This is a genomic window from Zhongshania aquimaris (assembly GCF_019312595.1).
Lineage (GTDB): Bacteria > Pseudomonadota > Gammaproteobacteria > Pseudomonadales > Spongiibacteraceae > Spongiibacter > Spongiibacter aquimaris.
In genome coordinates, this window is record NZ_JAHWDQ010000004.1 from 322,614 (window position 1) to 346,994 (window position 24,381).

The 24,381-nt window shown below is 50.0% G+C and carries 22 protein-coding genes; 6 read left to right on the forward strand and 16 right to left on the reverse strand.

Features of this window, described 5'->3' with window-relative positions; genetic code table 11:
* Window positions 1-510: 510 nt before the first annotated feature.
* Window positions 511-1,002 (forward strand): AP2 domain-containing protein, encoded by a 492-nt coding sequence (locus KXJ70_RS15805; protein WP_219044498.1) that lies wholly within the window; start codon window positions 511-513, stop codon window positions 1,000-1,002.
* 270 nt (window positions 1,003-1,272) lie between these two features.
* Here KXJ70_RS15805 and KXJ70_RS15810 read toward each other — a convergent pair whose 3' ends face one another.
* From KXJ70_RS15810 to KXJ70_RS15850, 9 genes are read right to left on the reverse strand one after another with little or no spacing between them, the layout of a single operon-like run.
* Window positions 1,273-2,283 (reverse strand): LacI family DNA-binding transcriptional regulator, encoded by a 1,011-nt coding sequence (locus KXJ70_RS15810; RefSeq protein ID WP_219044499.1) that lies wholly within the window; start codon window positions 2,281-2,283, stop codon window positions 1,273-1,275.
* A 27-nt stretch (window positions 2,284-2,310) separates the two neighbouring features.
* Window positions 2,311-3,612 carry an MFS transporter gene (locus KXJ70_RS15815; RefSeq protein WP_219044500.1) on the reverse strand — a complete coding sequence of 434 codons (1,302 nt, stop codon included), beginning with the start codon at window positions 3,610-3,612 and terminating at the stop codon, window positions 2,311-2,313.
* 46 nt (window positions 3,613-3,658) lie between these two features.
* Complete coding sequence (locus KXJ70_RS15820) at window positions 3,659-4,711, reverse strand: sugar phosphate isomerase/epimerase family protein (protein ID WP_219044501.1); 1,053 nt, start codon at window positions 4,709-4,711, stop codon at window positions 3,659-3,661.
* A complete protein-coding gene (locus KXJ70_RS15825) occupies window positions 4,711-5,895 on the reverse strand; it encodes a Gfo/Idh/MocA family protein (protein WP_255558517.1) in 1,185 nt (394 codons plus the stop codon). The genes KXJ70_RS15820 and KXJ70_RS15825 overlap by 1 nt, the downstream gene beginning before the upstream one ends.
* On the reverse strand, window positions 5,892-6,803 hold the full coding sequence (locus KXJ70_RS15830) for a ThuA domain-containing protein (RefSeq protein WP_219044502.1): 912 nt from the start codon (window positions 6,801-6,803) through the stop codon (window positions 5,892-5,894). Before KXJ70_RS15830 ends, KXJ70_RS15825 begins: the two co-directional genes overlap by 4 nt.
* A 40-nt stretch (window positions 6,804-6,843) precedes the next feature.
* On the reverse strand, window positions 6,844-8,541 hold the full coding sequence (locus tag KXJ70_RS15835; protein WP_219044503.1) for a GMC oxidoreductase: 1,698 nt from the start codon (window positions 8,539-8,541) through the stop codon (window positions 6,844-6,846).
* A gap of 10 nt (window positions 8,542-8,551) precedes the next feature.
* Window positions 8,552-9,169: a gluconate 2-dehydrogenase subunit 3 family protein gene (locus tag KXJ70_RS15840; protein ID WP_219044504.1), complete on the reverse strand. Its 618-nt coding sequence runs from the start codon at window positions 9,167-9,169 to the stop codon at window positions 8,552-8,554.
* Window positions 9,166-9,444 (reverse strand): hypothetical protein, encoded by a 279-nt coding sequence (locus KXJ70_RS15845; protein ID WP_219044505.1) that lies wholly within the window; start codon window positions 9,442-9,444, stop codon window positions 9,166-9,168. The genes KXJ70_RS15840 and KXJ70_RS15845 overlap by 4 nt, the downstream gene beginning before the upstream one ends.
* Before the next feature lie 18 nt (window positions 9,445-9,462).
* Entirely contained in the window at window positions 9,463-11,808 is a 2,346-nt protein-coding gene (locus KXJ70_RS15850; RefSeq protein WP_219044506.1) for a TonB-dependent receptor, read from the reverse strand.
* A gap of 479 nt (window positions 11,809-12,287) precedes the next feature.
* Here KXJ70_RS15850 and KXJ70_RS15855 point away from each other — a divergent pair, with 479 nt between their 5' ends.
* The 4 genes from KXJ70_RS15855 (at window position 12,288) to pta (ending at window position 15,923) form a co-directional block, all read left to right on the forward strand.
* Window positions 12,288-13,076, forward strand: coding sequence for an enoyl-CoA hydratase/isomerase family protein (locus tag KXJ70_RS15855; protein ID WP_219044507.1), 789 nt, complete (start codon window positions 12,288-12,290; stop codon window positions 13,074-13,076).
* 54 nt (window positions 13,077-13,130) lie between these two features.
* A complete protein-coding gene (locus KXJ70_RS15860; RefSeq protein WP_219044508.1) occupies window positions 13,131-14,501 on the forward strand; it encodes an acyclic terpene utilization AtuA family protein in 1,371 nt (456 codons plus the stop codon).
* Window position 14,502: 1 nt separating this feature from the next.
* Window positions 14,503-14,835: an AtuA-related protein gene (locus KXJ70_RS15865; protein ID WP_219044509.1), complete on the forward strand. Its 333-nt coding sequence runs from the start codon at window positions 14,503-14,505 to the stop codon at window positions 14,833-14,835.
* A gap of 125 nt (window positions 14,836-14,960) precedes the next feature.
* Window positions 14,961-15,923 (forward strand): phosphate acetyltransferase, encoded by a 963-nt coding sequence (pta, locus tag KXJ70_RS15870; RefSeq protein WP_219044510.1) that lies wholly within the window; start codon window positions 14,961-14,963, stop codon window positions 15,921-15,923.
* Window positions 15,924-16,037: 114 nt separating this feature from the next.
* On the opposite strand, the gene KXJ70_RS15875 is transcribed toward pta, so the two are convergent.
* The 3 genes from KXJ70_RS15875 to KXJ70_RS15885 all read right to left on the reverse strand — a co-directional run bounded on the left by KXJ70_RS15875 (window position 16,038) and on the right by KXJ70_RS15885 (window position 19,845).
* Window positions 16,038-16,889 (reverse strand): universal stress protein, encoded by an 852-nt coding sequence (locus KXJ70_RS15875; RefSeq protein ID WP_219044511.1) that lies wholly within the window; start codon window positions 16,887-16,889, stop codon window positions 16,038-16,040.
* Window positions 16,889-18,382, reverse strand: a complete 1,494-nt coding sequence (locus KXJ70_RS15880; RefSeq protein ID WP_219044512.1) for a SulP family inorganic anion transporter — start codon at window positions 18,380-18,382, stop codon at window positions 16,889-16,891. The genes KXJ70_RS15875 and KXJ70_RS15880 overlap by 1 nt, the downstream gene beginning before the upstream one ends.
* A gap of 497 nt (window positions 18,383-18,879) precedes the next feature.
* On the reverse strand, window positions 18,880-19,845 hold the full coding sequence (locus KXJ70_RS15885) for a glycosyltransferase family 2 protein (protein WP_219044513.1): 966 nt from the start codon (window positions 19,843-19,845) through the stop codon (window positions 18,880-18,882).
* 286 nt (window positions 19,846-20,131) lie between these two features.
* Here KXJ70_RS15885 and glf point away from each other — a divergent pair, with 286 nt between their 5' ends.
* Window positions 20,132-21,226 carry a UDP-galactopyranose mutase gene (gene glf, locus KXJ70_RS15890; protein ID WP_219044514.1) on the forward strand — a complete coding sequence of 365 codons (1,095 nt, stop codon included), beginning with the start codon at window positions 20,132-20,134 and terminating at the stop codon, window positions 21,224-21,226.
* A gap of 6 nt (window positions 21,227-21,232) precedes the next feature.
* Here the strand turns inward: glf and KXJ70_RS15895 are convergent, their stop codons facing one another.
* The 4 genes from KXJ70_RS15895 to KXJ70_RS15910 all read right to left on the reverse strand — a co-directional run.
* Window positions 21,233-22,258 (reverse strand): hypothetical protein, encoded by a 1,026-nt coding sequence (locus KXJ70_RS15895; protein WP_219044515.1) that lies wholly within the window; start codon window positions 22,256-22,258, stop codon window positions 21,233-21,235.
* Window positions 22,259-22,365: 107 nt separating this feature from the next.
* A complete protein-coding gene (locus KXJ70_RS15900; protein ID WP_219044516.1) occupies window positions 22,366-23,160 on the reverse strand; it encodes a glycosyltransferase family 2 protein in 795 nt (264 codons plus the stop codon).
* A gap of 54 nt (window positions 23,161-23,214) precedes the next feature.
* Window positions 23,215-24,114, reverse strand: a complete 900-nt coding sequence (gene rfbD / locus KXJ70_RS15905) for a dTDP-4-dehydrorhamnose reductase (protein WP_255558520.1) — start codon at window positions 24,112-24,114, stop codon at window positions 23,215-23,217.
* A partial coding sequence (locus KXJ70_RS15910; protein WP_219044517.1) for a dTDP-4-dehydrorhamnose 3,5-epimerase family protein occupies window positions 24,114-24,381 on the reverse strand: 268 nt, incomplete at its 5' end. The genes KXJ70_RS15910 and rfbD, both read right to left, overlap by 1 nt.

The following is a 24,381-nucleotide window of genomic DNA, read 5'->3' on the forward strand; positions in this document are numbered from 1 at the left end:
GCGGCACAGTTAAGTTTTTATTCATTTGTAATAGCTCTGACTTGCACAGACAGCGACCTTTTTTATGGCTATCTTTCTGTGCAAGTCGGAGCAACTATATTTAGTTCAATAAAAATCAGCCACATCCTTACCCCTTACCCTGAGATTTATGCGATCACAGGCCATCGCGCACTTCCTATCTCTTCTTACGACCTGTGAGCGAAATCCTGAATTTTGCATTGTGAATACTAGCTTAGCTCGCGATTTTGATGCTATTCAGGGCGCCGTTTATGGAATGACATCGCTGACTCAAGCGAGACCTTGTCGCAAATGAACAAATCACGACTATAGAGTCCAGCGTGATAAAGCGTGGTGTATAGAGCTATAAACCATCTTTTGCGCAAACAACAAGTGCCTGAATAGGGTCTTTTGCCATTTTTTAGGTAATTTATATGCCCAAGGTATTAAACCTATCCTGTACATGTTGATATAATCACGCCGATATTGATTCAGCACACAACACGGAACCTCATGCCAAAAAGCAAAGCCATGTACGGCATAACTCGAATTGATGATGACTACCATCGCACACATGCGTGGCGGGTCAGCCTGCGTAGACAGAACAAGATGCACGTCAAGAATTTCCCCGATAAAACCTATAAGGGCAAGCGCAAAGCCCTGGCTGCGGCGAAAGTCTTCCGCGATGAGATCATAGATAAGTATCCACCCACTACGCGTCAAGCAATGTGTAATATCCAGCGCAGTAATAATAAGTCAGGTATTACTGGGGTTTACAGCTACGCGAAGAGATACAAACTAAAAAATAATTGTATTAAAGAGCTCTGGTACTGGGAGGCACACTGGCCCGGAGAAAAACCAGGCACCTTCGGCAAGGCAACATTCTCTTTCCAACAATACGGCGAGAAAAAGGCACATAAACTCGCCATAGCTGCGCGCAAAGCTGGCGTCGCGAAATTAAAAGGCGTGTTTTGGGCCAGCGAGCGGGGAGAGAAGTCACAGTAGTATCAAACGGAAACCTATGTCTTTCGATTTTATACAGTGTGACGCTCTGCAATTTCTGAGATCCGACAGTTATCGCTATCTGCAGTGTTTTCACACAGCACTCAAATTTAACCCAACCCCGAAAGACGCAGCTCACCGTCGCCCCACTGAATAGCGCCTGAGTCGGCTCGCATGCTGAATAATCCATGCCAACACGCACTAACACCCAGCCAAACCTAAAGGGGTCTAAGGTGAATTTCAGGGTAGTGTCGTTTTAAATTTATTTGAAACTTATTCAAGACGTTTTGTAGAATCTCTTAACTCGAGGCTAAACGGCAAAATAACGCGGTTGGCAGCTGGGCTTGCGCCAGACAAAATATCGAGCAGCAGCGTCATTGCCCGCTCGCCTATTTCATTGCGGGGCTGATGAATTGTCGTTAGACGCGGACTGGTGTACTCAGCAAAAACGATGTCATCGAAACCCAGAACGGAGATATCCCCGGGCAACTCACATCCGGCGTCGCGACAGGCTTGCATAGCACCAATCGCCATTTCGTCGTTCGCACAAAACACCGCACTCGGACGCTGCTTCCTTTGCAACAGCGTGGTCATAGCACGATAACCCGATGCTAAAGTAAAGTCGCCCTGCACGACCAAGCCCTTTTCATAACGAAGCTGACTGGACTTAAGGGCATTTTTGTAACCCTGAAGCCTGTCCTCACAAAGAATAGAGTCTTCGGGGCCATCAATATAGGCTATATGACGATGCCCCAAGCTTAGTAAATGGCGAACCCCCACCTCCGCCGCAGCGACATTATCTATACCCACTGCCGGAACGGGAATATCTCGATGGTACTCACAGGCCATAACAAAAGGCGGCCAGGCGGGGTCGAGCGACTGTCGACCTTTGCGATACGGGAAGGGAATATTTCGACCGAGACAAATAATGCCATCAGCTTGTTTGTGAGAAACTAGATCACTGTAAATACGCTCATTCTCGTCGTAGCCCTGAGTATCACCTAAAAGCACTCGGTACTTAAATTGCCGAGCGACTCGTTCGATACCTTGAATAATATTGGCAAAGAACGGATTGGCGATGTCTGGCACTAACACGAGTACGGTGTTACTTCTGCGCCGGCGAAAATTTTGAGCCAAAGTGTTTGCAACATAGCCACTTTTCTCGACCGCCTGAATGACTTTATTTCGGGTTTTTTCCGACACCTTGTCTGGCTCGGCCAGCGAGCGCGATACCGTCGCGATCGACACCCCCGCCAGTTTGGCGACGTCTTTAATGGTTACCATGTGATTCCTTCAGTGACGACGTTCAGGCTATGTCGCACTGTCATTTTTGTACGCCGCTGTAAGGCGATCGCGCCACCAAACCATGCCAAATACCGGTAGGAGCAACAGGGGCAAGATGGCGACCGATTGAAATGATTCTACGGATGCATACCTCAACACGGCAAGCATCTCTGCCCCCTCCAAGTTCGCCAAACGCGCTACACCACCGGCCGCTTCTATTTTTGCGGTATCGAAAATTGCGCCCATTTTCGGCAATAAAAATTGAATAGAAAGCCCACCGGCAAAGCCGGTCAAACCTAAAAATAAAGCGCCGCCACGCGTATATCGCTCGCTGACAACAGACAACATGGTGGGATATAAAAAGCACACCCCCATTCCCCACACCGTCGCTGCGGCAAAAGCGGCCAGCGGGGACTTAGAGATACTGAGCGCGTACAGGCCTATAGCCGCCAATACACAACTGCAAAACAACAAGCCGACTGACGATACATATTTAGCGATGGCGCCCGCAAAATGCCTCATCACAAACATCAGCGTACTGACGTAAATTAACACCCAAATGCCCTGCATTCCGACAATATTGGTCAACGCCAAATCTACCCACTGACCGGGCGCCAGTTCGGTAGCAGCAGTTATCATCATTGCAAAGAACCAAATGAAGTAGCTGGGTGCGCGAAACAATTCGCGAAACATATCACCGTAGGAAACCCCCGATTGCACCCGCTCTGACTCTGGAAAAATGGTAGAGAGTGTGAGATATGCCAGCAGTAATCCGGGCACTATCAGCATCAGTAAATTTACTTGCCACGGTAAGTCGAGTGCAGAAAATGCTAAGCCGGCCAGCCCGCCAACGACAATGCCCGCAGGCCACCATGCGTGAAGTATATTCAAACGTCGGGTTTTTTCATCTGGATACACCGCAGTGATCATCGGATTGCTTGCCGCCTCCACCGCGCCCCAACCCAAGCCCGTCAATAAAAACCCTATGTAAATTAACCAATACGTTATTCCGCTAAGCGGCATGAAAGAGGCGATAGCGACAGCCAGGCTGCCGCCGATATACCCCAATGCAGAAAAGAGCATCATGGCTCGCATTCCAACTTTGTCGACCAGCGCGCTACCAAATAAAAGGGTTAGTGCAAAACCGATAAAGGTCGCCCCCAACACTTCGCCGACCAGCGCGGCAGAGCGCGCCAAGTTCATCTGATTAAAAATATCAGCCTGAATGTCAGACGCGATACTAGCGCGCACAGCAAAGCCTAAGCCGATCATAAATATCGACAAATTACCGACCAGAAAAAGCCGTTTACGATCCAACGCTTCACCCATAGAAACAACCCCTTATTATCATTATGCTGCCGCCAAAGCGGCTTTATTAATTCGGTTCGATCCCCAGCACTTGGCGATTGAATGCGTCGTCGCCGCCCGTGCCCGCGAAATCATCAAAGGCGCGATCAGTGAGGCGTATCATGTGATCGCGAATAAAGGGCGCCCCTTCCCGAGCGCCGTCTTCTGGATGCTTCAGACAACACTCCCATTCCAACACCGCCCATCCGTCATAGCCGTATTGGGCGAATTTACTGAATATCGCCTTGAAGTCGATCTGCCCGTCGCCGGGTGAGCGGAAGCGGCCGGGGCGGTCCACCCAATTGTCATAACCGCCGTAAACACCACTGCGACCATTGGGTCGAAACTCGGCATCTTTCACATGGAATGCTTTAATCCGCGAGTGATACAAATCGATAAAGGCGAGATAGTCCATTTGCTGAAGTAGTAAATGGCTGGGATCGTAGAGTATATTTGCCCGCGGATGATGATCGACGGCTTCGAGAAAACGCTCAAAACTTGCGCCGTCGTGCAAATCTTCACCGGGATGAATTTCGAAGCAGCAATCCACCCCCGCCTCGTCGAAGGCATCAAGAATCGGACGCCAGCGTTTGCCCAACTCTGCAAATCCAGCCTCTACTAAACCTGCTGGACGTTGGGGCCACGGATAAAAGGTATGCCATAGCAACGCGCCGGAAAACGTAGCGTGAGCAGTCAGCCCTAGGCGCTGACTGGCTTTGGCCGCCAACTTCAATTGATTTACCGCCCACGTCTGCCGCGCGACTGGATTGCCCCGCAACTCAGCGGGAGCAAATCCGTCCATCAATTGGTCGTACGCTGGGTGCACAGCCACTAACTGGCCCTGAAGGTGGGTCGACAGTTCAGAAATCTGCAGACCTGCAGACGCTATTCGACCCTTGAGTTCATCGCAGTAATCTTGGCTTTCCGCCGCCACTGACAGATCAATTAAGCTGCTCTCAAAACTCGGAAGCTGCACCCCCTCATAACCCAATTCTTTAGCCCATGCGCAAAGACCTTCCAAGGTATCAAAGGGAGCTTCACTGCCTGCAAATTGAGCAAGAAAAATAGCTGGACCTTTCATTATTTATTCTCCAGTGCCGCAATGGCTTGCAAGTGATGCCACTTCTGGGTGGATTGCGACGCCGCAACTGTCGCCTCGATAAACCGCATACCACGCAGAGCATCTGCTATACCGGGCACATCGCGCTCAACTTCGGTGGCATCTCGGCCCTCCAGTCGCGCACGCACCTGGCCGGCAAAATTTCGGTAGTGATTGGCGAATGCCTCTAAATAGCCTTCTGGATGGCCTGCCGGTGTGCGGCTGTTGGCTAGGGCAAGCGGTGACAGCCCCGGCCCACCTGCACGCAGTATCTGCGCAGGGCGATCAGCCCATTTCAGGCACAGTGTATTTGGTTCGTGTTGCTGCCAATCCAAGCCACCTTTGTCGCCATACACACGCAGCCGTAGATTATTTTCTTCACCAGCGCAGATTTGGCTGGCGATTAACACACCGCGTGCACCATTTTCAAAACGCAGTAATACGGTTGCGTCATCGTCCATTTCTCGACCTTCAACCACCGCATTGAGATCAGCGCAAATCGCTGCGATAGGCTCGCCGCAAACGTACTCACTTAGCTGCGCAGCATGCGAACCAATATCCCCGACGCAGCTGCTTATTCCCGCCTGCGCAGGATCAAGCCGCCACGCCGCTTGTTTGCTTTCGGCTTCAACACCGGACTGTGCCAACCAACCTTGCGGATACTCCACTAATACTTTGCGCACCTCACCCAGCGCACCACTAGCAACAAGACTTCGCGCCTGCTTTATCATTGGATAGCCGGCGTAGGTGTGGGTCAGCCCATAGAGTAAACCGGTCTTCTGCAGCTGCTCCGCCAACTGCTCCGCCTCATGCAAGGAGCGCGTTGCAGGTTTGTCACTGAGCACATGAAACCCGTGCTTTAACGCCTCCGCTGCAATCGCGAAATGGCTGTCGTTCGGCGTGACTATCACGACAAAGTCCATACGCTCACCATCAGGTAGCGCCGCCTCTGCCGTCATCATGCTTGTGTAGCTTTGGTAGCTGCGCTCCGCGGGTAGACACAAACTTTCGGCAGTCTCCTGCGACTGCGCAGGGTTGCGAGAAAATACACCGCACACCAGTTCAATCTCGCCGTCCAAGCGAGCGGCGATACGATGAATAGGACCGATCATGGCGCCGGGGCCGCCCCCCACCATGCCCATACGGATTTTTCGACGCGCGGTCATAACTCTCCCTCTCGCCGGACGGTCGGCACTGCCTTAGCGGGATCCGGCTGCGCAGTTTTTTGCGGCGACCTAAGCCAATGCATTGCCTCTACCAAAAACCGCTGATAGTCCGCCAGCCTATATGTGTGAGGCTGATGGCCAATAGCGCTGTACAGCACCCGCCCCTTGCCCAGCGCATGACGCCAGGCAATGGGATGCTCGCCCGGCATATGATCGCTGCCGAACAGATTGTCGCCCTTCACCTGGTATGAAGACTCATCAACAGTCAGCAAAATCTCATAGCCTTTGTCGCGGGGATTCGCCGCAAAGGCGTACCATTCTTCGTCGGCTACCAGCCAAGGAGAAGGCAGGTGCTGGGTTATCGGCGAGGCCGGATCAGCCACCAGCACATCAGCATCCTGAAATTGTGGATGCATGGTATGACCGATAAACTGCGCACCCACCAAGGTGTCGACATACCATTGCCAGCGGTAACTATGGTCTCCCCCGGAGGCGTGAATACCCAACCAGCCACCGCCGCCCTCCAACCACTGCCGCAATGCGTCGCGCTGGAGCTCAGTAAGTACGTCACCAGACACGTTATTCCAAATGATTAGATCGAACTGAGCGAGCAACTCCGGAGAATGCACAGCCGCATTATCAGTGAGATAGGCCTGCCAACCCTGTTCAGTAATTAATGTGGACAACACCGACTTAGCGACAGGAATCGCCTCTTTATGAATAAAGCCGTTGGTCTTGGTGAATACCAGCACCGCGGGTCGACTAAATGCCGGTAGATTTGGCGCTTCAGTATCGTAGTCGTAACGTGGGATGAGCCCCATGGAGCGCACCTGATAATAGGCTACCGCTACAAAGATCAGTAACACTGCCAAGCCCACCCACAAACTGCGCTTTAGCCATTGTTTCATTTATTATTTCCTCGCTGCTCAGCGCGGCACACGACGGTAATCACAACACCCCCGCCTGCATCTGCTTGACTGCGTAATCACAGGCTCTGGCGGTGAGTGCCATATACGTGAGCGACGGGTTGACGCAAGACGCTGACGTCATACAGGCGCCATCCGTGACAAACAGATTCGGCACATCGTGGGCCTGATTGTGGGCATTAAGCACCGCCTCTGTTGGATCATTACCCATGCGGGCAGTGCCCATCTCATGCACGGCGCCGCCCACCGGACTGTCACTTTCATGCTGCTTCAAATTCAGCACTGCGCCCGCTGCTCGCAAAATGCGCTCGCTTTGACCGACTGCATCTTCCCACAACTTGTATTCGTTCTCGCGCCACTGCGCATCGAATACCACTTGAGGAATACCAAAGCGGTCGCGTTTATTTGGATGTAAATAAAGATGGTTGCGTTTGTCTGGCAAACATTCGGCAAAAGCGACCATTGCCCATACCCATGGACCTGGCTTTCGAAGGCTGTCTTTGAGATTGGCACCGAAGCCTTTGCGGTGATAATTCACCTTCCAGTTCATACGCACAACATTGCCCTGAATACCGTAGCCCCGCACGAAGTCGTTCTGGTCTTCCTGTCCAGGCAGATTGCGGAACCGCGGAATATAAGTACCGTTTGGCCGATTTCCATGCCAATAACTATCCATGTCGTCGAGGAAAATTCCCATCGAAGCGATACCGTGAACATGGTCCATCAAGTAGCGCCCCAATGCGCCACTGCGGTTTGCCAAACCATTGGGAAATGCCTCAGACCCAGAGTTTAGCAACAACTGCGTGCTGCCTACGGTGGATGCACACAGGAACACCAAGCGCGACCGAAAGCGCAGGCGCTCACCCGTTTGACTGTCGATCACGCGCACTTCTGACACCTTGCCGGTCTCAGAATCAAGCACTAATTTCTCCACCACAGAGTTGGGGCGCAAGGTCATATTTCCGGTGGCGGTGGCCGCCGGTAAGGTCGCGCTCTGCGAGCTAAAATAACTGCCAGTGGAACAACCGCGGTGACAGGGGCCGCAGTAATGGCAGGCCGCTCGACCATTGTGATTTTGGGTGAGAACAGCTGTCCGACCAATGGTCAGATTCACGTCCGGCGCCTTGCGTTTTAAACGCCCGCGAATAGTCTCCTCAATTTTATGCATCCCCATGGGCGGCAAGAATTCGCTATCTGGCAATTCAGCCAAGCCCAACTTCTCGCCGCTGACGCCGATAAATTTCTCGACGTAGCTATACCACGGCGCGATATCGTCGTAGCCAATTGGCCAGGGAATGCCGTGACCGTCGCGCTGATTGGCCGCAAAGTCCTGCTGACTCCAGCGATAGGTCTGTCGCCCCCATACCAGAGAGCGACCGCCCACCACGTCAGTGCGAATCCAGTTAAACGGCTTTTCCGTTTGATAGGGATTTTGTTTGTCGTTAACGAAGAAGTGACGCGTTGCCTCACCAAAGGCGTAAGACGTGCTTTGTACCGGATACTCTTCTGCATACAACTCGCGGGGGGGCTTGCCCTGAAAAGGCAGTTTCCAATCCGGCGCATGTTCGCCGGTGTAGTCGGCGCCATGACGCAATTCGCGGCCGCGCTCAAGCACGAGTACTTTCAAGCCTTTTTCGGTCAATTCTTTTGCCGCCCAGCCACCGGTAATTCCAGAGCCAACAACTATCGCATCAAAATCATATTGTGTTGTTACAGACATAGCCGTTCCTTTAAATCAGCACTGAAACCCAACTGCTATCGTCGTCACGCAGTTTTTGATGACCGTCAAATTTCATCGGCATCGCCTCGTAACGCAGTACTTGCGTGCCACCGACCTCAGACGTAAAAAAGCCCCAGATCGTTAATTCTTTAAGCTGGCAAATAAACGGGGCATCACTGACATACACCGGTATTTCACCAAATGAATACCAACTAGAATCCGAGGCCGCGCTCTCCAGATCCTCTAAAATACTAACTCGCGTTTTTTCAGCTAGCGCTTCAAAGGGTTGCTGATGGTCGCGCTGTACCTGTGCCATCAAAGCGTCAAAACCATCGACGAACAGGTTTCGCTCTTGCTCATTGAGCCACTCGAAAACCATGAGCTCTACGAAGCGCGGCACGCCGGCATCGATGGCCCCCGGTGATTCCGTACGCGGTATGACCGTCTCCGTTAGCATTGCCAAGGTCGCGCGCTGCGCAGCGTTAAAATACGACATCTTGCGATCGATATAATTGGGCGACGACGCCATGTGCCGCTGTTGTTCCACCGTCAATGTTATGCCCATCTGGCTAGCGCTAACACCGCCAATTAGCAGCGCCGCACACTCCAAAAATTCTCTACGATTCATGAATGGCCTCCCAGCTTTGACCGCAAATAACGCCACCACGGCAGCGCCACTGACAAACCGGCGAGTAGACACACCAACCATTGGTAGTGCCATTCGCCAAAATAGAATGAGGCCGCTTTAAAAACACTATAGCCATAGTAGATAAAGCCAATGCCTGTAAGGTGGTGTAGCTCGTAAAAAAGCGTCGCTGTTGCGCCCAGCAAGGCATAGAGGTAGACCGCTACCCCCAGCCCGGCCAGCAGACGCGGAACTCGAATTTCAACGCGTTTAACCATGATCTCTAATCACCTTTTTTAAAAGTTTAGCTCCACCTCGATACCGGAAACACGCGGCGGTAGATTGCCAATTAATACAAGTTGACTGGGACGATCACTGCCTAGGAAAAGCGGTGCCGCCGAGAAAAACAAATCACTATTATCTTCGAGGTTCTCAACAAAGGCGGTGACTTTGATCTGACGGCTGGCGTTTTGCCAACCCAAACGCACAGAACTATTGGTGTATGCATCCACGACATCGTCGTCGTTACCCAGTCCCCGGCGGTTAATTTGATCTGTCCAGCTGGTTTGCACGGAGGTAGTCACCCGCCCCCAGTCATTTAACTCAACGACATAGCTGGCCAACAGCGACACCGCAAACTCCGGCGATGCTGGCAAGGTTTCCCCGGAAAAGTCGAAAGGATCGTTGGCATCACAGCCCGGCGCTGGACTACCCTGCTCCCGCACCGGATCGTTACCGCAGTAGCTGTCATAAGAAGCATCCGTCCACGCAAAGCCGCCCATCACACTAAGACTGGCGGTAGGCATCCAGCGCAAATCCATTTCGAAACCGTGAATTGATGCGGCGGCAGCATTTTCAGTAATCACTCCGCCTGGGGTTATCTGGCTAACCTGCAAATTCTGATAATCGTAAAAATACAAGGCCATATTGGTCTGCAGACTCTGCCCTAGGAAATTTGCCTTCCAACCAAACTCAAGGGAGTCGAGAAACTCAGGATCGACTGGGTTTTGAATCACGCCCTCTTCTAAAGATTCGATTCGCTGCGCTAAACCTGGCTTATAACCCCGCGCTGCCTTCACATACGCCATACCGCTTTCGTTATAGAACCAGCGCACACCCAACTCACCAGTAGTCTCTTCGAAGGCGGCGTACTGATTGATATCTTGCTCCTGAACCAGCGGGAAGTTACCCAGCGGGGTCACAATGGCATTTACCGAGCTGGCGGTCTCATTGGTAAATTCGTCGCGATTGTGGCGAATACCGGCAGACACCTCAATATTTGGCCAATCAAACAATTCACCCAAGTCCAAATTGGTATTGAGAAATACCGCCCGACTATCATCGACGATATGAATACCATCGATCCGCACCTCTGCAGTGATAGGACCGGAGATCACATCCAGCCAATCCGGCAAGCCCACCGTCGATGGCGACAAATGGCTGCGCACGTCGATAGCCTGCCGCCAGTCATCGGTTTTGCGATACGCGAAAAATCCCAGCAACCAATCCACACCACTCGCGTTATCTGAAACAAAACGGAGTTCTGCTGTGCGCCGAACATCACTGGGGTGCTCCGACACCCCATCAGTGATGGCCGCTTCGGTGCCGTCCAGGTCAAATACTGACCGCCAATCGCGACGCATTTCACCACCCACAACGACCACATCCATGTTACCCAGCAATGGCAGCTCTTCCAGCGACCATGTGATGTCTGCCGATACCCGTGTGAAATCTTCTTTGAAATTACCGAAGCGCTCGTGGGCCCGCGACCGAACTTGCCTCAGGTCATCGGGCAGCGGAGTCGCGCCCAATGCTTCCAGCTCACCACTTTGGCGCGCCTTCTGTGAAGGGGAAAATACCGTATTGGTGCCGTTGGTCCGATACTGATATTTAATTGCTCGGAGCCCAAGTGCCAGCGAATCATTTATCTGGCTCGTCAGATAAATGCGTAAAAAGTGATCTTGCAGATTACCCGGATCAGCGTCATCTGGTGTCAGCAGATTGTCATAGTTGCCATCTTTTTCCCGCGCGAAACCGGCTACTCGGGCTAACAAGCGGTCATCGCCAGCACCGAGTAGAGGCACATTAATATAGGCACGCAGCTCTTTTGAACTTAAGTCCGTCTGCCGATAACTGCCTCCCATCCCCAGCTCAGACTCTGGCTTAGCCCATTTGGCGTTGATCGCCCCGGCTGTTGCATTTCGTCCGTAGGCAGTGCCCGATGGGCCACGCACCACTTCCACAGCCTGCAAGTCGTAATAGGGCTCTCCGCGCAAGTCGAGAAAAAGGTCGTTCACGTGAAATGCCACTGGCGATGGGCCGTCTCGGGTGCGGCTAATTCCGCGTATAGCGACCTGCTCACTGCCAGCCTCCTCACCCTGAACGATCACTCCCGGCATAAACTGGGCCATGGTGCGAAAATCCTGAATATTCTGCTCTGCCAGCATTTGGCCGCTTAACGCCGATACAGAGCCGAGCACATCCTGCAGCGACTCGCTACGCTTAGAAACCGTCACTACAACTTCTTCTATCATCAAGCCAGATGGCGCGCGATCTGGAGTCACACTGGTTTGAGCAAAAGCTGAGCTGACGATAAACCACTGTACTGCAGTCGCCGCCACCCAAAAAATCTTAGACACCATGACTGTCTCCCCACCCCTTCGCCAACTGACTCGTTGTTGGGGCATTAGTTATTATTATGTAATCGTTTACATCATAATGACGACCGCCTCCAAAATACAAGCCCCATAATGCAATTTATGTGAAGTAGCCCTTACCTTGGCGGCCGAATGATGGCAACAAACAGACGCAAAAATCATTACCGACATCGACAGCCAAACGATAAATTATGATGACGCGCGTCAGTCTTAACTATGGTATATCCAATAAACGCCTACTCTTACTAACAAAACCCAATACAACACCAATTCACAGATTGACCATTTTGATTCTTTTATTACGCAGACACACCCAAGCCACCCTCTATTGAGCTCAGCTCAATATAAATTTTCCACAACCTTGTTATATCCGCCATTAATCAGGTATATTAAGGACCATCATAATCACAGCAAACCTCAATAGCGAAAGACGAGATCTTAACTCAGCACGCTTAAGGATCAGCATGAGCGACAACATCATCAAATACCACGTGGGCGACAGCGGCATTGCCACCATCACCCTCAATCGCCCCGACATTCACAATGCCTTTGACGATACCGTGGTTGCCGCACTGACCACCGCCTTTAAGCAAGCAGGTGAAGACCCCGCTGTACGGCTTGTGGTATTGGCCTCTACCGGTAAGAGCTTTTGCGCCGGCGGCGACCTGAACTGGATGCGCCGCATGGCGACCTACACCTTTGAAGAGAATTTGCGCGATTCCAATATGCTGGCCGAGATGCTGCGCACATTGAATTACTTACCCAAGCCCACGATTGCGCGGGTACAGGGTGCCGCCTACGGTGGCGGCGTCGGCTTAGTTGCCTGCTGCGATATGGCAGTAGCCTCACCCGAGGCCGTATTTTGCTTGAGCGAAGTGAAGGTTGGTTTGATTCCAGCCACCATTGGCCCCTACGTAGTTCGCGCCATTGGCCAACGCGCCTCGCGCCGCTATTTCACCACTGCCGAGCTAATCAGTGCACAGAAGGCCCTAGATCTGGGCTTGGTATCTGAAGTTGTCGCCAGCAACGAGCTCGACGAGTGCATTGCCGGTATCACCAAGAATTTGCTACGCAATGGCCCCCGCAGCGTCGGCGAAGCCAAACGCCTAGTACTGGATGTGGCCGACGGCGAAATAGATGCCACCATGATTGCCGACACCAGCCAGCGCATCGCCGAGACCCGCGGCTCTGACGAAGGCCGCGAGGGGCTGACCGCCTTTCTAGAGAAACGCAAACCGGCTTGGATTAAATAATCGCTTTATAGCCGAACCCACTTAACTCGATTAACACGCTAACAGGAACGTATTATGAGCCAAGATAAAACCGTGCTTATCGCCAACGGCCAAGGCTTTTGGGGTGACAGCCTCCTGGGTCCGCTGCGCCTGGTTGAAGAAGGCCCACTGGATTACCTGACCTTGGATTACTTAGCCGAAGTCACCATGAGCATCATGCAAAAGCAAAAGCTGCGCAATCCCAACGCGGGCTACGCAACTGACTTTGTTGAAATGCTGCGCCAAATTTTGCCTACCTGCCAAAAGAAGGGCATTAAAGTGATCGCCAATGCCGGCGGTGTAAACCCTAGAGGTTGCCTGGAAGCGATTCAAAGTGTGGTTAAAGAACTGGGCATGACCGGCATTAAAATTGGCATCGTTGAAGGCGACGATATTCTCGACCAATTGCCGGAACTGATCGCCTCTGGCGAGAAGTTCAAAAACCTAGACAATGGCGAGGCGGTGGATTCCATCCTCGACAGAATGTCGAGCGCCAACGTCTATATCGGCGCCAAGCCGATTGTTGACGCACTAGCTCAAGGCGCTGACATCGTGGTGACGGGCCGCTCGACCGATCCATCACTGGTTGTGGCGCCACTGATTTACGAATTTGGCTGGTCAATGGACGATTTTGACAAGCTGGCTGCAGGCACTGTCATGGGTCACATCCTGGAGTGTGGCGCGCAGTGCACTGGGGGTAACTATAATGACTGGCGCAATGTGCCTGACTTCGCCCGCATCGGCTACCCCGTAGTTGAAGCCAAAGCGGATGGCACCTTTGTGGTTACTAAACACGAAGGCACCGGCGGCTTGGTTAACATCGACACCATAACCTCACAACTGATGTACGAGCTGGGCGACCCAGTCAACTATCTAGGGCCTGACTGCACCTCTGACTTTACCACCATCAAGCTAGAGCAAGACGGCGAGAACCGCGTGCGTGTCAGCGGGGTGAAAGGCTCGGCACCAACACCAACGTATAAAGTCTCTATGTCGTATGAAGACGGTTACAAGATTGTTGGCCAACTAACTTATACCGGTCCAGACGCCATAGAAAAAGCCAACCTAGCCGCGGCTATTTTGTTTGATCGCGTTGGCATGTACGGCAAGCCCATCCCCGAAGCGGATCGCTTTGTTGAATTGTTTGGCACCAATGTTTGCTACAAAGGCATTGTGAAGCAGGAGCAAGAGCCCAGCGAAGTCCTGCTGCGTGTTGGCGCCAAAAGCCACGACAAAAACCTGCTCAACATTTTAGCTCGCGAGCTAGCACCGCTGATTACTAGCGGCCCCGTTGGTGTTACCGGCTTTGCAGCTGGTCGCCCACGCCCGACTGAGATTGTAGGTTACTGGCCTGCCTTGATCGATAAAACCAAAGTCACCACCAGTGTCATTGTGGAGGAAGTGTAAGATGGCCCGTGTACAATTATTTGATGTCGCAATTGCTCGCTCTGGCGACAAAGGTGACGGTTCTAATGTGGGTATTAAAGCTCGCACACCGGAACTATATGAGTTTCTTCGTGAGAACCTAACCATTGCCGTGGTGAAAGAGCACTTCAAGGAAATCTGCTTTGGCGACGTAAAGCGTTACGAATTGCCCAACCTGCAAGTATTGAACTTCATTCTTGAAGATTCACTTGGTGGTGGCGGCACCGAAACGCTGATCATGGATGCCCAGGGCAAGGTACACAGCCTGGCGCTGCTGCATATGGAAATGGATATACCTGACGCACTGCTTGCCTAGTCAGCGGGTAGTAAATGCGTAAGACAATTCAGGCCGGTTATCCGGCCTGAATGCTTTTTCGCTTTCCAAATTAGACAAAGCAAAACACAATACCCACTCACCTGAAGCCGAAGAAAGCAAAAGCCATGAGCGGAATACTAAACGCCTTACATCAGCAGGCTAAACAATCACCTAAGCGCGTTATTCTGCCAGAGCACTACGACCCTAGAGTAATAAGCGCAGCATCAACCCTAGTCCAGAGAAAACTAGCGACGCCCATCTTAATAAGCGCGCCAGACAACACGCCACTGTCTGCCGATATAGAAATCTTTGACCAACGTTCGGACGCAGAATCTTGGCGCAACAAAGCCATCGCAGCCTTTACCAAAGCGCGCGCCGCCAAAGGTATGACCGAAGACAAAGCCCGCGACGCATTACAAAACCCGATATTACTTGCCGCCGTACTGATTAAAATCGGCTATGCCGACGCCGGCGTTGCCGGCTCTACCGCCACCACGGCCAACGTCTTGCGCGCAGGGATACAAGGCTTAGGTTTAAACGCCAACGCCAAACTGGTTTCAAGCTTTTTCCTGATGGAATTACGCGACGGCAGAGTGCTGAGTTATGCCGACTGCGCCGTCATACCCGACCCCAATAGCGACGAGCTAGCGGACATTGCCATCAGCAGCGCCGCGAGCTATCTGCGCTTGACCAAAGAACAGCCCAAGGTCGCCATGCTGACGTTTTCGAGCAAAGGCTCAGCCAGCCACCCCCGCGTCGACAAGGTCATTGAGGCCTTAGCCCTAGCCAAAGCGCGTGCGCCGGAGCTCGATATAGATGGTGAGCTGCAATTCGACGCCGCTTTTGTGCCCGCCATCGGCCAGCGCAAGGCGCCGGAATCGACTGTCGCCGGCCAGGCAAATGTATTTGTTTTTCCTAGCTTAGAAGCAGGCAACATCGCCTATAAAATCACCGAACGCATCGGTGGCGCCAAGGCCATTGGCCCCATTTTGCAGGGGCCGGCAAAACCCTGGATGGACTTGTCACGGGGATGCACCGCCGAAGATATCGTCGATGTCGCGGTAATTGCAGCGGTGCTAGCGGAGTAGGTAAAACAAGGCACAACAAACAGGGCTTAAAAAAAATGGCGCACTGAACTCAGCGCGCCATTTTTTATTCAGCGATAAAACAACTCAGAAGCAGCTAAACCCTACACCGTTAGATCAACGTAACAGAAGTAAAGGCCGCTTCGTTTTATGCAGCATTTTGGCCGTTAAACTACCCAATAGCATATCGCGCAAAGGATGATGACTGTATGCACCCATCACCGTTAAGTCGATATCATTCTCAGCCTGGTAGTGGCACAACTGCTCATCACTTTTACCCTTAGGCAAATTAACAAGCTCGTGACTAACCCCGGCGGTCTGCAATACGGCTGCAGCTTCATTCAACACACTGTTCGCCTTAGACTCGTCACCGACATAGACCAAATGACAGGGGATATCTTTAAACACTGGGCTAGAGGCAACCATGTCCAAGGCTTTTCGAGACGCATCCTGGCCATCGTAAGCCAGCATTATTTTCTTCGGCACCGCGAACGCCGCATTCACAACCAAGACAGGTTTATGTAAAGCACGAATAACGGTTTCCAAATGCGCGCCCAGCTGGCCTTCGCGATGCTCTTCGCCACGCACCCCCATCACTAACACACGAATATCACCCTCTAACTCAACCAGAGACTCTTGCAAACTGCCGTGCTGCTGCCAAGCTTCTACGTTAGCAACATCAGCTTGCTCAACTCGCTGCGTAGCTGCCTCAAGCATCAACTTACCCTTCTGCATTAACAGACGGTTGCGCTGCTGCTCAACCCGCGTTAGCTCTTCAAGTAACTCCTCTTGGCTTCCCAAGCCAATACTGCCGCTCAGATCCGCCACCGCCGCCTGCGGACGATGCTCAATATTATGCAATAATTTTAACGGCGCACCCGTTCTTTGCGACATCCACGCAGCATAATCACACACCGCCGTAGTCAAACTCGCGCCATCTATACATGCCAACACATAATTATTATTCATTAGTGGCCTCCTAGTACTTTTTCGATTTCTTCGGGTTTGTCGTGAACACCAAAGCGATCAACAATCGTTTCACTGGCCTCATTCAAACCAATCAGCTCTACGTCAGCACCTTCTCGCCTGAACTTAATAACGACCTTATCTAAAGCGCCAACCGCAGAAATATCCCAGAAGTGGGCGCGATTCAAATCGATCACCACCTTATCAACCACCTCTTTAAAGTCGAAGCCCGCGTTAAAACGCTCCGCTGAATTAAAGAACACTTGACCTACTACATGATAAGTTCGCGTGGCCCCGTCCTCACTCAGCGCTTTGCTGATGTACATAAAGTGACTGACTTTATTGGCGAAGAACAGCGCGCCCAACAGCACACCCACAAACACGCCGTAGGCTAAATTATGCGTCCACACCACCACCGCCACGGTGGCCAACATAATAATATTTGCCGATAGCGGGTTGGACTTTAAACCCGTTACCGAAGACCAGTTGAAGGTACCAATAGATACCATGATCATTACTGCAACCAAGGCGGCCATCGGGATCAGCGACACCCAATCACTTAAGAATACGACCATTGTTAATAACATTGCGCCAGCAAAGAGGGTCGACAAGCGTCCGCGTCCACCAGACTTCACATTAATCACCGACTGACCAATCATCGCGCAACCAGCCATACCGCCCAGCAGTCCAGAAAAAATATTGGCGATACCCTGCCCCTTACACTCCCTATTCTTGTCGCTACCGGTGTCCGTTAAATCGTCAACGATCGTTGCTGTCATCAGCGACTCCAGCAAACCCACAACCGCCATCGCCGCAGCGTAGGGAAAGATAATACCCAGGGTTTCAAAATTAAGCGGCACATCTGGCCACAGGAAAATCGGCAGGGTATCGGGTAACTCACCCATATCGCCAACGGTGCGGATATCAAGCCCCACCAACAAACTCACCGCCGTCATGGTGAGAATACACACCAATGGCGAAGGGATGACCTTGCCGACAACCGGCAGCAGCGGAAACAAATAAATAACACCCAAGCCAGCTGCAGTCATGGCATACACATGCCACGTCACATTCGTTAGCTCTGGCAGCTGCGCCATAAAGATCAAAATAGCTAATGCGTTGACGAAGCCGGTAACAACCGAACGCGACACAAAACTCATCAACTGCCCAAGCTTTAAATAGCCCGCCACAATCTGCAACGCCCCAGTTAGCAAGGTCGCAGCCAGCAAATACTGCAAGCCATGGTCTTTAACCAATGTCACCATCAGCAGAGCCATCGCCCCAGTAGCGGCGGAAATCATCCCCGGACGCCCACCCACAATTGCCGTGACCACCGCAATACAAAACGAGGCATATAGACCAATCTTTGGGTCAACACCCGCGATAATAGAAAAGGCGATAGCCTCGGGAATAAGCGCGAGAGCGACGACCAAGCCCGCGAGGATATCGCCGCGAATATTTCCTAACCAATCTTCTTTTTTTGAAAGCAATAACATATAAAACTCGACACAAAATGACACTCAGAAGAGCGCGCATTATACACACGTAAAGAGGAGCACCGTGAATTAGCACATTATGGCTGCCTACTGATCGTAATCCCGCCACTGATTTTGGAACTAGGAACCTAACAGGAACGGTCTCAGGTAATAACTGTAAACCTATGAACTGACACTAAACTGCTTTGCTTTAAGTGCTGGACGCACTTAACAACTGCGACCTAAGTCAGACGAGCATAATCTAAACCATTCTCTATATAAGCAATGCGGTATTTTAGATGAGGTTTTCGCGATCCATGCGTCACCAGCGGCATAGCTTTTCGGAATAACAACACTTAAAAAGCCGCACATTACGGCATAAAAAGTGTACATCGGCCTCATCCCAAGGGCAAAAAAACCCCACAACGATTTAAATTAGCCGCCACTTCCTATGGAAGCAAAGCCAACGAAGCATCCACCTAACAACATCAATACAACGCAACACCTAAAAACCATCATCAAGCAAAGGGAATAAGAATAAAATACCACTTTCCTCGGCACAGCCTCTTAACGTATCGCTCTTTTTCCTTGAATAACCCAAGGAATTTATCATGATTCGACAAAAGAAACCTTTTCAACTCGTAATTAAAAAACACGATGTCATTTCGAATGTACTTTCTATAAAGTATCTCTAAGAGGCCCCTCTCATCGGAATCTAGAACACCGCTTGAAATCACTAAAGATATAAAATCACAGGTCTTTTGAATTTTATTTGAGACATGAACATACTTAGGAATTCGACGTTTCGATTTTGCGCTCCAAACCGCATTACTATTGTGCTTTCTATACAGTGACAAAATTTCACTGCCAGCCTTCAGCTTTCCACGCGAGGCAGCTACAATCGCAAGCCACTGATCGTGGTAGGGCATTTTTGACATGGCAGGCATAGCGAGCTCTAACAGCTCGCGCCTCATTAAGCAGGCATGCCCAGTAACACAGTTATTAAGAATCAGTGACAGGGCACAGTACCCCTCTAGGCGATTTACCGTAGGAAATTCTACATCCTGCCGAACACCGCCACTATCAATAACCGCTACTTTCGAATATATCAGCCAATTTTCACCAATATCCGCTACCAAACGACTAATTTTTTCATCAAACCAAATATCATCTTGATCAGCCAGTGCGATAAACTCACCACGGCACTCGTTAATTGCCTTCTCAAAATTTCTAACGAAGCCGAGATTTTCATCATTACATATTAGACGAATGCGCCTATCGCATTTTGCATATTTTTTCAGTATGTCTACGGTGCCATCAGACGAACAATCATCAACGATAACGATTTCAAGATTCGTGTAACTTTGGCTAACAATCGAGTCTAACTGCTCAACCAGATACTGCTCACCGTTAAAAGTACACATCGCTATCGAAACAAGACCGCCATCACAACCTACTATCGAAATATTTTCTTTACTGTCCATTAGGTCTCTATAGTTTCTTAAAAATGAGTTAACGACATAATATAATTACTTTAAAGACGATAATTGCGCGAACACCGGACGGCACAAAGCGAATATCAATTATAAAGCACGAGTAAGGCTCAACCACTTTCAAAACGTACTTGACAATCCAGCTTACAAGTAGCGCAAATCGACAACATTATACAGCATTGTCTATAATTGCTAGGTATTATGTACCTAAGATTTATTCTCAACGATGCGACACGTGCGTCAATCCAGCAAAAAACAGTTCGGAGAAATAAAAGCAATGTATGACTACCTAATAGTCGGCAGTGGACTATACGGAAGCACCTGCGCCTATGAGCTAAAAAAACGCGGTAAGAGCGTACTCGTTATTGAACAACGCAAGCACATCGGCGGAAATATATACACCGAAAACATAAGTGATATACAAGTGCACAAGTACGGCGCGCACATCTTTCACACTAATAATAAGGAAATATGGGACTACGTTAATCAATTTGCAGAATTTAATCGCTATACCAACTCCCCAGTAGCAAACTTCAAGGGGAAAATTTACAACCTCCCCTTTAATATGAACACGTTTAATCAGCTTTGGGGTGTAATTACCCCTGAGCAAGCGCAGGCCAAAATCGACGAACAACAATCTGAACTTGGTCAAAAGACGCCGACCAATCTCGAAGAGCAAGCAATACGATTAGTTGGGCGAGATATCTATGAAAAGCTGGTCAAAGGGTATACAGAAAAGCAGTGGGGGCGCCCAGCCACCGAACTGCCCGCATTTATCATTAAACGCCTACCAGTGAGATTTACCTACGACAACAATTATTTTAATGACAAGTTTCAAGGAATTCCGATAGGTGGCTACACCCAAATAATCGAGAAGATGCTCGCGGGAATTGACGTTCGCTGCAATACGGACTATTTCCAACATCGAGATGAGCTAGATCAAATCAGCAAAACCGTTATCTATTCCGGCCAAATTGATCGTTATTTTAATTATTGCTACGGAAAGCTGGAATACCGGAGTCTACGATTTGAAACCGAAATAATCAGTAAACCTAATGTGCAAGGCAACGCGGTGGTCAATTACACTGAACGGGAAGTGCCGTACACACGTATAATTGAACACAAACATTTTGACCCCGTAGACACTCCGAACTCTGTCATCACGAAGGAATACCCTGCAGAGTGGGAAGACGGATTAGAACCTTACTACCCAGTCAATAATGAAAAAAATGACGCCCTGTATCGTCAATATCGCGAACTAAGTAAACTAGAGAATAATACATTTTTCGGCGGCCGACTTGCGGAGTATCGCTACTACGACATGCATCAAATAATTGCGTCAGCACTTAAAGACTTAAAGAAAATGCCATGAAGGAATTTATGTATTTACAAAAATTTGTCTCACATCACGAACAAAACGAGCTTCTTCATTACGAATCATTTCTCGATAATCATCAAAATCTTTACAGAGAAGATGATAGTCAGCAAAGCACTGGCGAATTTTTATATCTATCTCAGATATTGAGTTGGGATGGCGCTTGTATTTGTAATCTGATGGTATTGGAACATCGACATCATAAGCCGCTGATCCATCCCGCCCAGTTAAAATACAAGCCCCCAAGATACAAGCCTCTCTAGGAATACGATCCTTACCAGGATGCTCGCCAAAATCAATATAGACTTTCGCGGTGCTCAGCAATTCAATGACTTGTGCGCGTGACATGTTCTCTATTGGCACAAATTCCACATCAGGCATCGAAGCACGCAATTTATTTGTAAATTCAGCGCCTTTTTTGGGATTAAACGCCACTATGTCCTTTTTTTCAACTTTTAAGGCCTGAACACTTAGAGATATAAAACTTGAATTTAGATAATCTGATAAAAATAAAATACTCCCGCTATGAATTCCTTTTTCCAACAAGTGGCCTCGCGCATATTCAGATTGCACAAAATGAACATAGCTCTCTGTACCATCCTTAGAAAAAAAGAAATAGCGCTTAGTCTTCGATGACTTACCAAGGAGTAATAGATATCTCAACCATTTATTTTTCAGCATTTTATGCCGTTTGATTGAGAACCCTAGGGATTTATAGTAGAAATCAACACTCATCCACCAGATAGTTTTTTTCAACCATGTATAATTATCAAGAATATCAGTTTGCGTTTCTGGGGCTATCAAGATATTTTTTGGCGAGTCATCTATGGTATCAACGTATAAATTTCCATAGCCCGCGAACTCTTGATGGATGGGATCACGACCGGGAATCCGTCGATAATAATAAATATATGCTTTAACACCATTTTGCCGAAGTGCCGCCACGAGTTGGTGTAATAACTCTGGCCCGCCAGAAGCCTGATTTGCAGGCGCTGCGACGTAAACAATATCAAAGTCCTTATCAAGCATCTACATTCCCGCCATACCAAATTAACAACTGTATATTTTCACGAACGACTAGGTACCAACATAAAACTTTATTCCCTAGCGATTAACGTACGCTGCTTTGTGTCAATTTAAGCTTCCGACACAGATCGAACACCCTTAATTTTTGCCTTAGCTCTCGCATACCGATTTACTCCAAAACTGAATAAAGCAATCAGCATACGCTTCTTGTTCTTTTGGATATATCGATCAATATTCTCACTACCTAAACCGTGCTTTTTAGCATAAAGCACATAGGATCGGCCCTTATGAAAATGAATAAACTCATTTACTGTTCTAGTTCTAACCGTTGAAGCGCCGCCAACATGCGGGATACTCACATTGCGGCAATGGATAACTTTTAAGCCCGCATCATTCGCACACTTGCACACATCCTTGTCTTCTTCATATAAAAAAAACCGTTCATCAAAATAGCCGACCGGATTCATTAGCTGCGTATCAAACAGCAACACAGCACCAACTAACCAAGGCGCATCGATAATTGATTTATCTTCTTCCGGCTCTAAAGCGGGACCGGCAATCGCCGCACCTCGCGCTTTTAATTCAGCAAGCAACTGATCGATAGCCGCTTCTGAAAGCTGTGTATCGGGGTTCAGCACCATGACATAGCGTGTTTTGCTTGCATGAATCCCAAGATTACAGGCGGCACCAAAGCCGAGATTCTTGTCGCTTTTCAGCATTTCGACACAATCGCTGTTCGCGGCCGCAATTGCGTCGGTGGCGTCGGTGCTGGCATTGTCGACCACAATCCAGCGCGGCATAGCTGCAGTGGCAGTTTCTCGCAACGACGCAATATGCGCTTCAAGCACCTCAGCACTATTAAACGTTACTGTAACTAAGGTTAACTCGCTCAACAAATCTTGCATCTGTAGTGATGACTCCAAACCATTAATTTTTCTGCCATGCGCAGTTCGCTAATGCTAGTTTGCAAGTAGCTTATGACAGGCCACTCGCCAATCACTTGGCGCCACGCCATAAGCGGCCAAGAGTTTCTTGCTACTCAACACCGAATACGCTGGGCGCTTTGCCGGTGTCGGATAATCTGCTGTGCTGATGGCATTAACCGTCGGCACACTTTTTAGCACACCCTGCTTGTGGGCTTCTTCAAATATCGCGGTGGCAAAGCCATGCCAGCTCACCGCCTCATTGCCAGCGTAATGATAAACGCCATAGTGGGCTTGCGTCCCGCTTTTGTTTTGCTCTGCCGTGTGCAACTGAGTTGCAATATGAACTAGGGCTTTGGCGATATCACCTGCATACGTCGGGCAGCCAAATTGGTCTGCCACCACACCCAAGGTGTCTCGCTCTTTGGCTAAGCGCAGCATGGTTTTCATAAAGTTATTGCCGTACTCACTAAACACCCAGGCTGTGCGGAGAATAATGTGTTTGGGGCAATGGCGCTGCACTGCCAACTCACCATCAAGTTTGGCTTGGCCGTATACGCCGGTCGGGCCGGTTTGGTCTGTTTCCAAATAGGGTGTTTCTTGATTGCCGTCAAACACATAGTCAGTTGAGACGTGTAGCAAGGGAATATCAAAGCGACTGCATAATTTGGCCAGCGCAGCAGGGCCATCTTCATTTATGCGCTTGGCCAATTCAGGTTCAGATTCGGCCTTGTCTACAGCGGTATAGGCTGCAGCGTTAATGATGGCAGTAATGCCGTTATCGGCAACGATTTTTTCTAATACCACGGTATCGTTGATGTCGGCGTCTTGGCGGCTTAGCAAGGTATGTGTAATACCTTGGGCTTTGAGCTGATCTGCTAGGCATTGCCCCAACTGGCCGCCGGCACCGGTAACAAGTAGATGCATGTTATTCATCACTGAAACAACTCGGCAAAGGTGGGGGCTTTGCTGTCTTTGTCAGACAATGTCGGGTTATCTAGCGGCCACGTAATTGCCATAGCGGGATCGTTCCAAATCAAACTACCTTCGTCAGTCGGGTCGTAGTAATCTGTGCACTTATACTCAAAGTCAGCTGTGTCGCTAAGCACCACAAAGCCATGGGCAAAGCCCGGCGGCACCCAAAATTGACGCTTGTTTTCCTCTGAGAGGATCACGCCCTCCCACTGCCCAAAGCTGGGTGAG

Coding starts and splice junctions, on each gene's coding strand:
- KXJ70_RS15895 (WP_219044515.1), bottom strand. CDS start 22,258: ATGCTTGATAAGGACTTTGATATTGTTTACGTCGCAGCGCCTGCAAAT.
- KXJ70_RS15815 (WP_219044500.1), bottom strand. CDS start 3,612: ATGGGTGAAGCGTTGGATCGTAAACGGCTTTTTCTGGTCGGTAATTTG.
- KXJ70_RS15840 (WP_219044504.1), bottom strand. CDS start 9,169: ATGAATCGTAGAGAATTTTTGGAGTGTGCGGCGCTGCTAATTGGCGGT.
- KXJ70_RS15810 (WP_219044499.1), bottom strand. CDS start 2,283: ATGGTAACCATTAAAGACGTCGCCAAACTGGCGGGGGTGTCGATCGCG.
- KXJ70_RS15830 (WP_219044502.1), bottom strand. CDS start 6,803: ATGAAACAATGGCTAAAGCGCAGTTTGTGGGTGGGCTTGGCAGTGTTA.
- KXJ70_RS15880 (WP_219044512.1), bottom strand. CDS start 18,382: ATGTTATTGCTTTCAAAAAAAGAAGATTGGTTAGGAAATATTCGCGGC.
- KXJ70_RS15855 (WP_219044507.1), top strand. CDS start 12,288: ATGAGCGACAACATCATCAAATACCACGTGGGCGACAGCGGCATTGCC.
- KXJ70_RS15875 (WP_219044511.1), bottom strand. CDS start 16,889: ATGAATAATAATTATGTGTTGGCATGTATAGATGGCGCGAGTTTGACT.
- pta (WP_219044510.1), top strand. CDS start 14,961: ATGAGCGGAATACTAAACGCCTTACATCAGCAGGCTAAACAATCACCT.
- KXJ70_RS15885 (WP_219044513.1), bottom strand. CDS start 19,845: ATGGACAGTAAAGAAAATATTTCGATAGTAGGTTGTGATGGCGGTCTT.
- KXJ70_RS15805 (WP_219044498.1), top strand. CDS start 511: ATGCCAAAAAGCAAAGCCATGTACGGCATAACTCGAATTGATGATGAC.
- rfbD (WP_255558520.1), bottom strand. CDS start 24,114: ATGAATAACATGCATCTACTTGTTACCGGTGCCGGCGGCCAGTTGGGG.
- KXJ70_RS15820 (WP_219044501.1), bottom strand. CDS start 4,711: ATGAAAGGTCCAGCTATTTTTCTTGCTCAATTTGCAGGCAGTGAAGCT.
- glf (WP_219044514.1), top strand. CDS start 20,132: ATGTATGACTACCTAATAGTCGGCAGTGGACTATACGGAAGCACCTGC.
- KXJ70_RS15900 (WP_219044516.1), bottom strand. CDS start 23,160: ATGCAAGATTTGTTGAGCGAGTTAACCTTAGTTACAGTAACGTTTAAT.
- KXJ70_RS15845 (WP_219044505.1), bottom strand. CDS start 9,444: ATGGTTAAACGCGTTGAAATTCGAGTTCCGCGTCTGCTGGCCGGGCTG.
- KXJ70_RS15835 (WP_219044503.1), bottom strand. CDS start 8,541: ATGTCTGTAACAACACAATATGATTTTGATGCGATAGTTGTTGGCTCT.
- KXJ70_RS15860 (WP_219044508.1), top strand. CDS start 13,131: ATGAGCCAAGATAAAACCGTGCTTATCGCCAACGGCCAAGGCTTTTGG.
- KXJ70_RS15850 (WP_219044506.1), bottom strand. CDS start 11,808: ATGGTGTCTAAGATTTTTTGGGTGGCGGCGACTGCAGTACAGTGGTTT.
- KXJ70_RS15825 (WP_255558517.1), bottom strand. CDS start 5,895: ATGACCGCGCGTCGAAAAATCCGTATGGGCATGGTGGGGGGCGGCCCC.
- KXJ70_RS15865 (WP_219044509.1), top strand. CDS start 14,503: ATGGCCCGTGTACAATTATTTGATGTCGCAATTGCTCGCTCTGGCGAC.